Annotated in this window: 10 protein-coding genes; 6 read left to right on the top strand and 4 right to left on the bottom strand. The window is 71.8% G+C overall.

All coding sequences use genetic code 11. The features are described 5' to 3' along the window. Position 1 precedes the first annotated feature (1 nt). The 4 genes from OG361_RS35000 to OG361_RS34985 are packed head-to-tail and all read left to right on the top strand — an operon-like array spanning position 2 to position 3,196. Positions 2 to 1,396 (top strand): 2-oxo acid dehydrogenase subunit E2, encoded by a 1,395-nt coding sequence (locus OG361_RS35000; protein ID WP_405860047.1) that lies wholly within the window; start codon positions 2 to 4, stop codon positions 1,394 to 1,396. After that, the gene (locus OG361_RS34995; protein WP_405860045.1) at positions 1,393 to 1,662 is read left to right on the top strand and encodes a phosphopantetheine-binding protein; all 270 of its coding nucleotides are present in this window, start codon (positions 1,393 to 1,395) and stop codon (positions 1,660 to 1,662) included. Before OG361_RS35000 ends, OG361_RS34995 begins: the two co-directional genes overlap by 4 nt. Then, a complete protein-coding gene (locus OG361_RS34990) occupies positions 1,662 to 2,342 on the top strand; it encodes a CBS domain-containing protein (RefSeq protein ID WP_405862612.1) in 681 nt (226 codons plus the stop codon). Before OG361_RS34995 ends, OG361_RS34990 begins: the two co-directional genes overlap by 1 nt. Continuing rightward, complete coding sequence (locus OG361_RS34985; protein WP_405860043.1) at positions 2,339 to 3,196, top strand: universal stress protein; 858 nt, start codon at positions 2,339 to 2,341, stop codon at positions 3,194 to 3,196. The genes OG361_RS34990 and OG361_RS34985 overlap by 4 nt, the downstream gene beginning before the upstream one ends. Before the next feature lie 10 nt (positions 3,197 to 3,206). Here OG361_RS34985 and fdhF read toward each other — a convergent pair whose 3' ends face one another. The 3 genes from fdhF to OG361_RS34970 are packed head-to-tail and all read right to left on the bottom strand — an operon-like array spanning position 3,207 to position 7,902. After that, positions 3,207 to 5,900 carry a formate dehydrogenase subunit alpha gene (gene fdhF, locus OG361_RS34980; RefSeq protein WP_405860041.1) on the bottom strand — a complete coding sequence of 898 codons (2,694 nt, stop codon included), beginning with the start codon at positions 5,898 to 5,900 and terminating at the stop codon, positions 3,207 to 3,209. Next, positions 5,897 to 7,591 carry an NADH-ubiquinone oxidoreductase-F iron-sulfur binding region domain-containing protein gene (locus OG361_RS34975; protein ID WP_405860039.1) on the bottom strand — a complete coding sequence of 565 codons (1,695 nt, stop codon included), beginning with the start codon at positions 7,589 to 7,591 and terminating at the stop codon, positions 5,897 to 5,899. Before OG361_RS34975 ends, fdhF begins: the two co-directional genes overlap by 4 nt. Before the next feature lie 53 nt (positions 7,592 to 7,644). Continuing rightward, a complete protein-coding gene (locus OG361_RS34970; RefSeq protein WP_405862610.1) occupies positions 7,645 to 7,902 on the bottom strand; it encodes an SHOCT domain-containing protein in 258 nt (85 codons plus the stop codon). A gap of 289 nt (positions 7,903 to 8,191) precedes the next feature. Between OG361_RS34970 and OG361_RS34965 the strand changes: the two genes are divergently transcribed. Further along, positions 8,192 to 9,352, top strand: a complete 1,161-nt coding sequence (locus OG361_RS34965) for a nitrate/nitrite transporter (protein WP_405862608.1) — start codon at positions 8,192 to 8,194, stop codon at positions 9,350 to 9,352. 112 nt (positions 9,353 to 9,464) lie between these two features. Continuing rightward, positions 9,465 to 11,129, top strand: coding sequence for an ABC transporter permease (locus tag OG361_RS34960; protein ID WP_405860037.1), 1,665 nt, complete (start codon positions 9,465 to 9,467; stop codon positions 11,127 to 11,129). Between the two features lie 389 nt (positions 11,130 to 11,518). Here OG361_RS34960 and OG361_RS34955 read toward each other — a convergent pair whose 3' ends face one another. Then, entirely contained in the window at positions 11,519 to 13,252 is a 1,734-nt protein-coding gene (locus OG361_RS34955) for a SulP family inorganic anion transporter (RefSeq protein ID WP_405860035.1), read from the bottom strand. Positions 13,253 to 13,987: the final 735 nt, after the last annotated feature.

Below are 13,987 nucleotides of genomic sequence, written 5' to 3'. Positions count from 1 at the left end.
CATGGCCGAGTTCACCATGCCCTCCCTCGGCGCCGACATGGACGAAGGCACGCTCTCCCAGTGGCTGGTGCACCCCGGCGACCAGGTGGCACGGGGCGACGTCGTCGCGGTGGTCGAGACCGCCAAGTCCGCGATCGAGGTGGAGTGCTTCCACAGCGGTACGGTCGACGCCCTCCTCGTCGACGAGGGCACCACCGTGCCGGTGGGCACTCCGCTGGCCCGTATCGGCACGTCCGCCGAAAGCAAGCCCACCGTGGACCGGCCCCCGTCGACGCCCCTGGTCCGCCGACTCGCCCAGGACCGGCACGTCGACCTCGCCGACGTCCATGGTTCGGGCCCGGGAGGCAGGATCACACGCGCGGACGTGGAGCATGCGAAACCGGAACCTGCACGAACACCGGAACACGGCAAGACCTCCGGCCCGGCAGAGTCCACTCGCACCGCGACCGGGCGGCAGTCGGTCACGGAGCCGGTGCGACGGAAGCGGAGCGATTCCCGGCCCGAGGCGAAGACCGCGCCGACGACACGGCCGCCGAGGCCGGTGCGCAGCGACGACTCGACCAGGGAGCGTCAGGCTCCGCAGCGCGTGAGGTCCTCACCGCTCGCGCGGCGGCTGGCCACGGAGCTCGGCGTCGACCTCGCCGAGGTGACCGGCACGGGGCGGGGCGGCACCGTCCGGGCGGAGGACGTCCGTTCCGCCGCACCCGCCGAGGGCGCACTGCGGCCGGCCGTCCCTGGGGTGGCACGGGCGGCGACCGCCCGGCTCATGACCCGGTCCAAGCGGGAGATCCCGCACTTCTACCTCTCCACGACCGTGGACATGGCAGCGGCCCTGGAGTGGATGCGCGCCCGCAACCGCGAACTGCCTTTGTCCTCCCGTCTGGTGCCCGCCGCACTCATGTTCAAGGCCGTCGCGCTGGCGGCGCGGAAGGTGCCCGAGCTCAACGGGCACTGGGTCGACAACGGTTTCGTCCCGGCGGAGGACGTACGGCTGGGCGTCGCCGTCTCTCTGCGGGGCGGTGGCCTTGCCGCCCCGGCCCTCGCCCACGCCGACGCGCTCACCGTGGCCGAGGTGATGGCCGCGCTCAAGGACCTGGTAGCACGGGCACGGGGCGGACGGCTCCGGGCGTCCGAGACCGCCGACCCCAGTCTCACCGTCACGAACCTAGGCGACCAGGGCGTCGAGGCCGTGTTCGGGGTCGTCTACCCACCGCAGGTCGCGCTCGTCGGCCTCGGCCGGATCGTCGAGCGGCCGGTGGCTGTGAACGGCCTGCTCGGAGTACGTCCCGTGGTGACGGCAACGCTGTCCGCCGACCACCGAGCCGCCGACGGCGCCACCGGCACGCGCCTCCTCACCACCATGGACAAGCTCCTGCAACAACCGGAGGAACTGTGAACCACGACCAGGCGAAGGCGTTCGTCCGGCAAGCCGTGCAGCGTGTCGTCCCCGACGCCGACTTCACCGGGCTCGATCCCGGCGTGTCCCTGCGAGACACGTTCGAGATGGATTCGCTGGACTTCCTCGAGTTCGTCGAAGCCCTCGCCGAACTCGGCGGAACGGAACTCACCGAGGACGACTATCCGGCCCTCGACACCTGGGACGGCTGCGCCGCTCGCCTGGTGGCCGAGGCCGGTGCGTCCGCACAAGGAAGGAGCGGATGATGCGTCACCGCAGGATCGACCAGCTGATGACCCGTGATGTGGTGAGCGTCCGCGGCGACGCCCCGTTCAAGGAGGTCACCCGCACGCTCTCGCAGCACCAGGTGACCGCTGTACCCGTGGTGGACGGCGACGGCCGGGTCGTCGGGGTGGTGTCGGAGGGCGATCTGCTGCGCAAGGCCGCCGACCAGGCCGCCGCACCGAGTGGCCTGCCGGCCGTTCCGGACCTGGAGACGTGGGAACGGGCGAAGGCCGAGGGAACACGGGCCGAGGAGCTGATGTCCGCCCCCGCGGTGTGCGCCCGCCCGGAGTGGACCGTGGCCGAGGCGGCACGGCTCATGGAGGTCCAGAGAGTCAAGCGGCTCGTCGTCGTCGACGGCGACGACCACCTGCTGGGCATCGTGAGCCGTCGCGACCTGTTGGCCGTCTACCTCCGCGAGGACGACGACATCCGCAGGGAGATCGTCGAGGACGTCCTCGGTGAAACGCTGCGTCTCGAACCGACCGCCCTCGCCGTCGAGGTGCGTGACGGCCGGGTGGAGCTCAGCGGCAGGCTGCCCTTCCGGGGCATGGTCCCGGCGATCGAGCGCATGTGCGCGACCGTCGACGGCGTGGTCTCGGTCTCCTCCACCCGTCTCACGTACGACGTCGACGACACCGAACGAGGAGGTGGACGATCATGACTCGGAGCATCGTGGTCGGCCTGGACGGCACGGAGCAGGCCAACGCCGCTGCGGAGTGGGCCGCCGAGGAGGCGCTGCTGCGCGGCACAGACGTGCATCTGGTGCACGCGAAGGAACCAGTACCGGAGGCCGCTCTGTCGCTCGTGGAGTGGGAGTCCGAGGAGCCGTGGGCCAGGGAGATGATGGCACGCACCGCCGGTGAGCTGCGCGAGCGCCATCCCGGCCTGTCGGTGACCTCCCGGGTGCTTCCCTCGGGCCCCGTGCCGGGTCTCGTCGCCGCGGCCGAGGAAGGCGAGCTGCTGGTCCTCGGCTCCCGGGCGCTCGGCAGCGTGGCCGGCTATCTCCTCGGCTCGGTTGGCCTGACGGTCGCCGGTGTCGTGGCGTGTCCCGTCGTGCTCGTACGGGCCGTCAGCGCGGCAAGCACTCCACGGGGCCCCGTCGTGGTCGGGGCCGACGTGCGGCAGCCCGTGGACTCCCCGCTGGGCTTCGCCTTCGAGGAAGCCGCGCGACGGCACACCCAGGTCCTCGTCGTGTACGTACAGCAGCTCCCGCTGCATGCGGGAGTGGGGCCCGCGATGGTCCCGGACTTCAGACTTGCCATGGTGCCGGAGATCAAGCGTTCGGTGGAGGTCATGCTGGAACCCTGGCGGGCGAAGCATCCCGACGTCGAGGCGGTCGCCCGCGTGGCGGTCGGATCGGCCGGACTCGAACTGGTGGCGGCCGCCCGGGAGGCCTCCCTCGTGGTGGTGGGCCGGCGTACCCGCCATTCGACGCTCGGCGCGCGCATCGGCAGTGTGGCCCACGCCGTCCTGCACCACAGCCCGGTGCCCGTGGCCCTCGTTCCCCACGACTGATCGGTGCCGGTCAGTCGTCGGGCACCGTCGGCCGCAGCCGTACCGCCGTGACCTTGTACTCCGGACACGAGGTCACGGTGTCGGCGTGCTCCGAGGTGAGGGAGTTCACGCCGCTGGCCGGGAAGTGGAACGCGCAGAAGACCTGCCCGGGAGCGAGTTCCATCCCGACGCGGGCGACCAGTCGCGCCTGTCCGTGACGGCTCTGTACGGTGACCGGGGTACCGTCCCGGACACCGAACCGCGCGGCGTCCTCCGGATGCAGGTCCAGACGGTCGTACGCGTCGAGAAGCAGGTTGCCGCCTCGCCGGGTCATGCTCCCGGAGTTGTAGTGGGCCCATCGGCGCCCGGTGACGAGCACCAGAGGATAGTCCTGGTCCGGTTCTTCGCCGGGCGGCAGATAGGGGGTCGCCGACAGGTGGGCGCGCCCGTCAGAAGTGGCGAACTCGTCAGCGTACAGCGTTCCTTCGCCTGGCCGGTCCGGCTCGGGGCAGGGCCAGGGCACGGCCGCCTCCCGGTCGAGCCGCTCGTGTGAGAGGCCCGCGAAGAGAGGTGTCACACGTCCACACTCGGCCAGGGCCGCCGCTGGGGTGGAGCAGCCCAGGTCGGCACCGAGGGCATCGGCGACGGCGTGCACGACCTCGAAGTCGGAGCGTGCCGTGCCCGGCGGTTTCACCGCCTGCCGTACGCGCTGGAAGCGCCGGTCGAAGTTCACGAAGGTCCCGTCCTTCTCCAGCCAGGAGGCCACGGGCAGGACCACGTCGGCGTGGCGCGCCGTCTCGCCGAGGAAGAGCTCGTTGACGACGACGAGCGGGCAGGCGTCGAGGGCCTCGGCGACGCGCCGGCTGTCGGGGTCGGTCGCGCACACGTCCTCGCCGATGACCCACAGCGCCCGTAGGCGGCCTTCCCGGGCCGCTGCGAACATCTCGGGGATGCGCAGCCCTGGTGCTGGTGGGACCGGTCGGCCCCACACCGCCTCGGCGCGGGCGCGGGCCTCCGGGTCGGTGACCCGGCCGTAGCCGGGGAGCAGGTCGGGCAGGGCGCCCATGTCGGAGGCGCCTTGCACGTTGTTCTGGCCGCGCAGGGGGCTGATGCCGAAGCCGCGGCCGGTGCCTCCGACGGCTCCGCACAGGATGGGGAGGTTCGCCAGGGTGCGTACGCCGTCGGTGCCGTGCAGGTGCTCGGTGACGCCGAGCCCGTACAGGACGGCCGGACGTTCGGCACAGCCGTAGAGTCGTGCGGCTCTCCTGATGTCCTCGGCCGGGACTCCGGTGATCCCGGCGACCCGTTCGGGCGGATAGTCGGCCAGCAGGTCGGTGAGTTCGTCCAGTCCGGTGGCTCGGTCGTGGAGGAATCCCGGGTCGGTCATGCCTTCGTCGACGAGGACGTGGGCGAGGCCGTGGAAGAGGGCGACGTTCGTACCGGGGCGAGGACGCAGGTGCACGTCGGCATGGTGCGCGAGGCCCACGGTACGGGGGTCGGCCACGATCAGGGAGGCGCCTGCGAGTGTCCGCTGGAGAAGGCGGGCGCCGACGACGGGGTGGGCTTCGACGGGATTGGCGCCGACGACCAGGAGGCAGTCGGCGGTCTCGACGTCGTCGAAGGGGTCGGTGCCGCCGGCGCGTCCGAAGGAGGCGGTGAGTCCTGCGGCGGAGGGGGCGTGGCAGAGGCGGGAGCAGTTGTCGACGTTGTTGGTTCCGATGACGGTCCGCAGGAACTTCTGGACGAGGTAGTTCTCCTCATTGGTGGCACGGGCGGAGGAGATCGCGGCGACCGAGTCGGGTCCGCCGTCGAGGACGGCCGCGCGCAGGCCGTCGGCGATCCGGGTCACCGCCTCCTCCCAGGTCGCCGGTCGTAGTTCGCCGCTCTCGCGGACGAGGGGCTCGGTGAGACGTTCGGCGGAGCTGAGATACCCGTACGCGAAGCGGCCCTTGACGCAGGCGTGGCCCCGGTTCACGGGCCCGTCCCGGGCGGGAAGCACGGCGGCGACACGGTCCTCGCGGACGACGACGTCGAGCGCGCAGCCGACTCCGCAGTAGCCGCAGGTGGTACGCACGCGGTCCGTGGGGGAATGCCGCGAGGTGAGGCCCTGACCGGGTCCGGGCTGAGTGATCGCCCCTGTGGGGCAGGTGTCGACGCAGCCGCCGCAGGACACGCAGTCGGAGGCGGCCCAGGGGCTGCCGGTTCCCGGGGCGACGACCGTGTCGGCACCGCGTCCGGTGAGGGTGAGCGCGAAGGTGCCCTGGACATCGGAGCACATCCGTACGCAGCGCCCGCACGCGATGCACAGGTCCCGGTCGAGATGGACGTACGGGTGGCTCTCGTCCCGCCCGCGCACGGGGTCACCGGCCGCCGTGTCCGCGGGGATCCCCAAGGTCCGGCACGCTTGGGCCAGTTCACTGTGCGCGCTGTCGGCGAGCGCTTGCGGTGGGAGCGCCGAGGCGATGAGGGCGACGGCGTCCCGGCGCAGGTTGCGCACGCCCTCGTCGGCAGTGTCGACGGTGAGGCCCGACGTGGCGGGCGTGACGCAGGCGGCGACGGTCCGCCCGTCGGCGCGCACCAGGCAGGTCCGGCAGGAGCCGGCCGGCCGGAGCCGGTCGTCGTGGCAGAGGGAGGGCAGGTCGGTTCCTGCGGCACGTACCGCGTCGAGCAGTGAGGCCCCGGTGGGCAGTTCGACCGGTACGCCGTCGACCGTGAGCCGGGTCATCGGTCCCATCCCTCCAGGGGCGGCCCGTAAGCGCGTGCCAAGCTGCGGACGGCGGCGGGAACGCGACGGCCGAAGGCGCAGAGGCTCGCCTCGCCCATCAGCCGTGCCAGTTGCTCGTAGGACTCCCCCGGCCCGGCCCGGCGCTGCGCGAGTGCGAGCCCTCGCCGGGTGCCGATCCTGCACGGCGAGCAGGCTCCGCAGCTCTCGTCGGCGGCGAACTCCCAGATGTGCCGGAGGAGTTCGTACGGGTCGACGGCGGCGTCGAAGGCGACCATGCCGGCGTGCCCGAGGGCGGCACCGCGCTCGGCGAGCGCTGCGGTGGTGAGCGGGGCGTCGAGCGCCGTCCCAGCGAGGAAGCCGCCAAGGGGCCCGCCGATCTGGAGGGCGACGAGCTCACCCGCGCCCTTGAGACCACCGCCGAACCGGGTGACGATCTCGTCCACGGGAGTACCGAGTTCGACCTCGTAGGCCCCGGGCCGGACGAAGCGTTCGGACAGGCACACCAGCTTGGTACCGGTCTCGTCCGGCACGCCGAACCGGGCGTACGGCGCTCCGCCGTGGGCGACGATCCAGGGCACGGCCGCCAGCGTCTCCACGTTGTTGACCACCGTCGGTGAGTCCCACAGGCCGTGGTCCGTGGGGTAGGGGGGCCGGGGGCGTGCACAGCCGCGAGCGCCTTCGAGACGGGCGATGAGGGCGGTCTCCTCGCCGGCCACATAGGAGCCGGCTCCTTCGACGATCTCGACGAACGGCCGCGGACCGGCTGTCTCGGCCGAGGGAGCCAGGTCCCCCGCCTCCGTCGCGCGCTCCACCTCCTGCCGGAGCCGGGCCATGGCTTTCGGGTACTCGGAGCGCACCAGGACGATCCCGCGCCGGGCGCCGCAGGCGAAGCAGGCCAGGGCGAGTCCCGTGAGGACGCGCTCGGGGTCCTCCTCCATGAGCAGCCGGTCGGCGTACGAGCCCGGGTCGCCCTCGTCCCCGTTGGCGACGACGACCACGCCCGGCTTTCCCGCCGCCGCGGCCCACTTGTCGGCCACCGGGAATCCGGCGCCGCCGCGCCCGCGCAGTCCTGAGACGGCGGTCTCCTCCCGTATGTCCTCGGGACGCAGCCCGGCCACCGCCTCGCGCCACACGTCCCAGGCGGAGTGCCCTCCCACGATCCCGGCGAGCAGGACGGGCGCCCCGGTGGTGTCGGCCGCGGGGATGCCCGGCGCGCGCGGTTCGGTCCGCCCGTCGAGTTGGTCGGCCAGGTCCGGGCCCGTGCGGGGCAGGGTGCCGTCGAGGGCGGCGGGGCCCGCGTAGCAGTAGCCGAGGCAGTGCACGGTCTGCAGCGAGGTCGAACTCGCCTGGTCGACGGTGCCCGCCGCCACACCGAGAGACCGCTCGACCTCCGCCAGATGCTCCCCGCCCCGCGCGGCGAAGCACGCCGTCGCGGTGCACACCCGCACGTGCCGCTCGCCGCGTGGGGCGGCGAGATCGGCGAAGTAGGTGGCGGGGCCGAGCCCTGCGGCGGCCGGCAGTCCGGCTGCCTCCGCGACTTGGGGCGCCCATGCCCCGGGCCCTTCGGTGGTACCCGATCTGGCGCGCTCCAGCGCGGCCGGCAGCAGCCCCCCACGCCCTCCGTGCCGTGCGGTCAGCTCACGGAGCGCGTCCATGCGTCCGCCCGGCTCCCCGGGTATCCGACCAGCCATGATCCCAGAGTGACCGGCCACGCCCCCACTCGCATCCCGGCCGGTCACGGGGTTCACGGTTCCGCGCTGCGCAGGGCGGTCAGGCGCCGACGGTACTCCTCCTCGTCGATCTCGCCACGCGCCAGTCGCTCGCCCAGGATCTGCTCGGCCGACGTCGCGGGCCGAGACCCCGACGGCCGTTCCGCAGGGCGTCCCAGGGTGCGGAGGAGCATCACCGCGACGGTGATGAGAAGGCCCCAGAACAGCACCATCCCGGCCGACATGGCGAACCATCCCCATCCGCTCATGCCGTCGCCGTACCAGAACATCATCGCCACTCACACTCCCGACGGCCGGGCCGGCAGGAACCGACGCACCTGCCTCCGGTCTGTCCACCACCACCGTGCGCCGCCCCAGGAGGCCCCGACAGGGCCGTCCGGTCCCTGGCAGGGGGCCGGACGGGCACGGAAGGGAACAAACGGCCTCTGGAGCCGGGATCCCGACGGCCAGAGGGTGGGGAACAGCAGGGCTCACGCGGCCCATGAGGATCACCGCCGGGAGGCCACCATGGTCCGGAACTCGGGGATCCCACCCGTCGTGGATGCGCCGCGACCGTGGCAGATGCTGTTCCTCGCCACCGTCGGGTTCGCCCTCTGCTTCTGGGCGTGGGCGCTGCTGGGCCCACTCGGCCCACGGCTGCGGGACGACCTGGGCCTCAGTTCCTTCGAGCAGGCACTGGTGGTCGCCGTGCCCGTGGTGGTCGGCGCGCTCGGCCGGATCCCGGCAGGGGCGCTGACGGACCGCTGGGGAGCACGCCGGGTCTTCCCCCTCGTCGCGGCCCTGACGATCATCCCCGTGCTGTACCTGGGTCACGTGGCCGACTCGTTCGCCGAGGTACTCGCAGGCGGCTTCCTCCTCGGGCTCGGCGGAACGGCCTTCGCCGTCGGCGTCCCCTTCGTCAACGCCTGGTATCCACCCGCACGGCGGGGCGTCGCCCTCGGGATCTTCGGGATCGGCACCGGCGGTACGGCCCTGTCGGCGTTCACCACCGTCCAGCTCGCCGACGCCGCCGGACGGGCCTTCCCCTTCGATCTCGTGGCCGCCTGCCTCGCCGTGTTCACCGGGTTGGCCTGGTTCCTGCTCCGCGACAGGCCGGGGCGCGCGACGGTGCCGGGGTCGCTGTTCTCGCGCACAGCACTGGCCATGCGTACACCGGCCACCTGGCAGCTGGCATTCCTGTACGCCGTCTCATTCGGTGGATTCGTCGCGTTCAGCGTCTACCTGCCGACCTACCTCACCAGGGCCTACGAGCTCGGCCGCTCCGACGCGGCGCTGAGGACCGCGGGATTCGTCGTCCTCGCGGTGGCCATGCGGCCGCTGGGCGGCTGGTTGTCGGACCGTATCCACCCCGTACCCGTGCTGACGGTCTCGTACGGGCTCGTTGCGGTGTGCGCCCTGATCGCGGCGTTCGAGGCGGACCTGGTCCCCGTGGGAACGGCGGCCTTCTTCGGCATGGCCGCCGGCCTGGGCGCCGGGTCAGGGGCTGTCTTCGCTCTCGTCGCTCGTCTGGTTCCGGCCGAGCGGGTCGGCTCGGTGACGGGAGTGGTCGGGGCGGCGGGCGGTCTCGGAGGCTTCTTCCCACCCCTCGTGATGGGAGCGGTCGACAGCGTCGCGCACGACTACACGTGGGGATTCGTCCTCCTCGCCGTCACCGCGACCGGCGCGGGAACCCTGGCCGCCACCGCTGTCCGGCGACGCGCCCGGGCGGCCGCGGACGCCTGACCGCGGCTGCGAGACCGCTCATGCGGGCCTCCCGGTGACCCGGCGAATGGGCCGTTCGGCCCGTATCCGGGCCTGCCTGCTGATCGCTTTTGCCGCCATCCTCGCGACCAGCGTGCGCATCAGCCGGTTCAACATCATCGCCGCCATCCGCGACCTCCCGACGACGCCCGGACAGGGGCCACGCCGCCGTCTGCTCGCCGTCTCCAGCACCCTGGCCGTCCTGTGCGCGTTCGCGGCCGTCCCGGCCGTGGCACGCAGCCAGCCCGACGCGACGTACCTCATGCCGGCGCTCGCCCTCGCCTTCGCCACCCCGGCACTCCTGCGGGTCCTCCCCCGCCACACGGTCACCACCCTGGTCGCCGGAGCCGTCCTCGCCTGGACGCTCCTGGCACCCGTCATCCGCCCCCGGATCTTCGACACACCCTCGATGTCCGTATACGTCATCCAGGGCGCCCTGGCCGCCTTCTCCGCCGTGGTGCTCGTCAGCGACAACCAGAAGACCCTGCTACGCCCCGTACGGCGACTCCTCCAGCGCCCGACGGAGGGCGGCCTGGCGGCGCGGCTCGCGATCGCGTACCCGCTGGCCAAGCGATTCAGGACCGGCGCGACGCTGGTGATGTACACCCTGATCGTGTTCGTCCTCGTCCTCCTGACGGAGATCTCGGGCATCATCCGCGCCGGCGTCGACGGAGTCGTCGCCGATGCCACCGCCGGATACTCCCTGCGACTGGACTACAACCCCCAGGTCGCCGGCGACCGGCTCCTTGCCGATCTCCGCGGCGGCCCGTCCGCCCCCGGGATCGCCGCCGTGACACCGCTGCTCAACGCCACAGGGCGGGCCACCGATCCAGGACACCGCACCCCTCAGCCCCTGGACACCGCCGTCGTCGGCGTGCCCGACGGAGCGATCACCGGCATCACCTTCCGTGAGCGCCTGCCCGGCCTGGAAAACGACCCCGCGGTGTGGCAGGCCCTCGCCTCCGACCCCCGCTACGTCGTGCTCGACGGCTTCTTCGGCAGCACCGGCGGCCCGGCCGGCGACTACTACGACCCCGGAGACACCCTCACCCTGACCGACCCCCGCACGGGCCGCAGCGAACAGAAGGTCATCGCCGGCGTGCTCAGCAACGGATTGGTCTTCTACCCGGGCACCGGCGCCAGTTCGACCACCTACCCCGTGGTGTCGAGCGAGCAGGCGACGCGCGAGCTCTTCGGCGCCCAGGCCCAGAACGCCTCCGCGCTGGTGAGAACCGCCCCCGGCATCTCCCCCGACGCCCTGGCGACCCAACTGCAGGGCGAGCAACTCTCGTCCAGCCTGGTCGCCACACCCATCGAGTCGGACATCCGCCAACAGTTCGACTCCAGCACCGCCTTCTTCCGCCTCATGCAGGGCTTCCTCGCCCTGGGCCTCGGCGTGGGCATCACCGGCCTCGGCGTCGTCATGGTCCGATCCGTACGCGAACGCCGCCGCACCATCGGCATCCTGCGGGCCCTCGGCTTCCGGGCGCGGACCGTCCAACGGTCGTTCCTCTGGGAGAGCACCTTCATCGCGATGGAAGGAATCGTGCTCGGCTCCTTCCTGGGCGTGCTCACCACCTGGCTGATGTACGCCAACAGCGCCGCGTTCGAGGGCCTCGAGGGAGGTTTCCCGGTCGAATGGACCAGCATCGGCGGCCTGGCCGCAGCCACCTTCGCCGCGTCGCTCCTGGCCACGATCGGCCCGGCCCGACGCGCGGCCGCCATCCGACCGGCGCTCGCGGTGCGCGTCACCGAATGAAGAGCACCCCTCGCGGACTAGGTCGGCGAGCGCCGATGACTGGCAGTCGGTGGGGTTGGTGGCCACGGCCGCAAGGCTGCTGCACCGCGCCCTTGCTTCGCTGGGCCGAGAGTCACGTTCTCTCCGACGGCGCTGCGGGGCCGACCTCGGGTCCGAGCGGAACGCGCCTGCCCACTTCTTCCCGGCGTCCGAGCTGATCGATCGGGCGGCGGACCTCCTCGCAGAATCGGCAACGCTCGTGCACGACAACGAGCGGCGCTGGCGCGCACTCAGCGCCCGGGTTCGCCGGCTGAGGTCCGAGTGAGGCGGGTTCTACTTGCCCCAGGTGATAGAGGAGAACCCCACGAGCCTCCCTGCGCTGCGCAGTAGTGGCTGAGGGCCGGTGACTCCTACTCAGGAGAACCGTCTTCGCGGGCGCGGTGCCAGTCCCGGTACGCGGTCACCGCAGTGGGCAGTGTGGGGAAGATCAGATCGGCACCGACCGACTCGGTCAGCCCGTACGCGTCGAGATCGTCGAGCAGGTCCTGCTTCACACGTGCCATCGCGAACACGATGCCCCGCCCGGCCAGTTCGCGACGCAGCTCGTCGACGGAGTCCAGCGCGGTGATGTCCACCTCTACATTGGCCTCGGTATTGAGCACGAACCAGTGGACGGGCCCATCCTGGTCCACGACAGCTGCGAGTGCACGGCGCCGGAAGTTCTCCGCGTTGGCGAAGAACAGCGGCGAGTCGTATCGGTAGACGAGCAGCCCAGGAATCGTACGGGCCTCCGGATAGTCGTCGACGTCGTGCATGCCGGCCACGCCGGGCACCAGCCCCTGGACGGCATCGTGCGGGCGCGCGACCCGCATCAGAAGCTCGGCCACCGACAGACCGACCGCCACCAGCACCCCGTACAGAATGTCCAGGGACAGCACGCCGCACAGGCAGCCGACGGCCAGCAGGAGTTCCCTGCGTCGGAAGGAGGCCAGCCGCCGGAAGCCCGCCAGGTCGATCATCTTGACGGCGGCGTAGATGACGAGGGCGCCCAACACGGCAACCGGGGTGAGGCTCAGCAGCGGGCTGAGGAAAAGCAGTACGGCGAGAACGGCCGCGCCGGCGGTCAGCGAGTACACCTGGCTTCGGGCGCCTGTGGAGTCCGCCAGGGCAGTGCGGCTGGCACTGCTGCTCACCGGGAACCCGCTCAGGACGCCCGCTCCGAGGTTCGCGGCGCCCAGGGCCAGCAACTCCTGGTTGGCGTCCAGGCGTCCGACCTCGTCGCCGGTGGCGAAGGCACGCGCGGTGAGGATGACATCCGTGTAGCCCACGAGGAGGATGCCGAGCGCCGGAACCATCAGCCGAGACAGCTCGTCGAAGTCAGGCAGCGCCGGGTGGGGCAGCCCCGCCGGCACGTCTCCGATCACGGCGACACCGTGCTCCTCCAGACCGAACGCCGCCACCGCCACGGTGCCGAGCGCGACCACCACCAGCGGCCCGGGCACCGCGTGCAGGAAGAGCGGAAGGACGAAGAGGAGGACGAGGGCGGTGACAGCGACGGCGAGGGTGGCGGGCTGGGCCGCGGAGAGGTTCCGCGCGAAGGACACCAGCTGCGGAAAGAAGCCTGACCCCGTGGTACTCACGCCCGTCATCTTCGGCAGCTGATCCACGATCATGATCAGCGCCACACCCGCGAGATAGCCGACCAGGACCGGCCGCGAGAGGAGATCGGCGACGAAGCCGAGCCTGGCCGCCCACGCCACCACGCACAGCAGCCCGACCGCGACCGCCAGCGCGGCCGCCAGTACGGCATATCGCCCGGGGTCCCCGGCGGCGATCGGCGCGACCACCGTGGCGGTCATCAGCGCGGTCGTCGACTCCGGCCCGACCGACAGCAGTCGCGACGAGCCGAGCAGCGCGTACAGCACCAGAGCGGGCAGGATCGCCCACAGGCCGGCGACGGGCGGCAGCCCCGCCACGGTCGCGTACGCCATGACCTGCGGCACGAGATACGCCACGACGGTCACACCCGCCAGCAGGTCGCCACGCAGCCAGGAGCGCTCGTAGCGGGCGAGGACGGCGATTCCAGGCGTGCCAGGTACCAAACGACGCCACCCCGAATCGCTGGGTCGGACGTGCTGCGACATGAGGCTCCTCTCCCCCGCCGCTTCAAGATCCCACCGACTCTGTCACGGCCGCGAGAACCGAAGGTCCCACCACGCCGCCACACAATGCCTCCGGGCGTGACCGCCACTGCGCCCGCTCGCCCAGATCCGGGCCGGACGGCTGAAGCGTTCCTCAGCCGCACCAAGATCCGGTCCATGCACGGACCAGCACCCCGTCGTTCGGCACAACGGTTGACATTCTTGCAGCTCAGCTGGGGTTCAGGGCGTGTACCACCAGCCGACGAAGAACATCTTTCGTAGCTATTCCCCGAAGGCACTGGGGCTCTTGTAGCACGCCAGGTCTGTCCGCCTGTCTGGAAATTGCTCACCCATATCCAGCACCGAATCAGTCACCGTCCGAATCCAATCCAGTACCTCAAGGAGTCGATTCGATCGCTCAGCGTTCGTCTCCGGACCAGTCACGGACCGGACTCCCGCCGGGGGTGAGGCAGGCGGCAACCCTCTGACAGGTGTATTGGCACGGCGAAGCCGGGCGGCTCAGGGCTCTGCAGCGCTTCCTCTTCCGCATGGCCGGCGTGGGGGGTAATCGCCGGTGGTGAGAACGATGGTCGCATCACGCTTGGCCTCGATGCCCTCCTCTGGCCCGGGCTCCCTGTCGAGTCCGATTGCGAGAGCGTCCACCTCGCCCGCCGCTGCGCCGAGCGGCAGGATGGGGCTGTCCGTGGGCGGAGCCCACCGGCAGTTCGCACAAGAGCC

Source organism: Streptomyces sp. NBC_00090, from assembly GCF_045160815.1.
In the GTDB taxonomy this organism is placed as follows: Bacteria; Actinomycetota; Actinomycetes; order Streptomycetales; family Streptomycetaceae; genus Streptomyces.
This window is presented reverse-complemented; position numbering and strand designations above follow the sequence as displayed.

Bases quoted from the DNA above. Each gene is read 5' to 3' on its own strand.
- OG361_RS35000 (WP_405860047.1), top strand. From the start codon at position 2: ATGGCCGAGTTCACCATGCCCTCCCTCGGCGCCGACATGGACGAAGGC.
- OG361_RS34985 (WP_405860043.1), top strand. From the start codon at position 2,339: ATGACTCGGAGCATCGTGGTCGGCCTGGACGGCACGGAGCAGGCCAAC.
- OG361_RS34955 (WP_405860035.1), bottom strand. From the start codon at position 13,252: ATGTCGCAGCACGTCCGACCCAGCGATTCGGGGTGGCGTCGTTTGGTA.
- OG361_RS34990 (WP_405862612.1), top strand. From the start codon at position 1,662: ATGCGTCACCGCAGGATCGACCAGCTGATGACCCGTGATGTGGTGAGC.
- fdhF (WP_405860041.1), bottom strand. From the start codon at position 5,900: ATGACCCGGCTCACGGTCGACGGCGTACCGGTCGAACTGCCCACCGGG.
- OG361_RS34970 (WP_405862610.1), bottom strand. From the start codon at position 7,902: ATGATGTTCTGGTACGGCGACGGCATGAGCGGATGGGGATGGTTCGCC.
- OG361_RS34965 (WP_405862608.1), top strand. From the start codon at position 8,192: ATGCTGTTCCTCGCCACCGTCGGGTTCGCCCTCTGCTTCTGGGCGTGG.
- OG361_RS34975 (WP_405860039.1), bottom strand. From the start codon at position 7,591: ATGGCTGGTCGGATACCCGGGGAGCCGGGCGGACGCATGGACGCGCTC.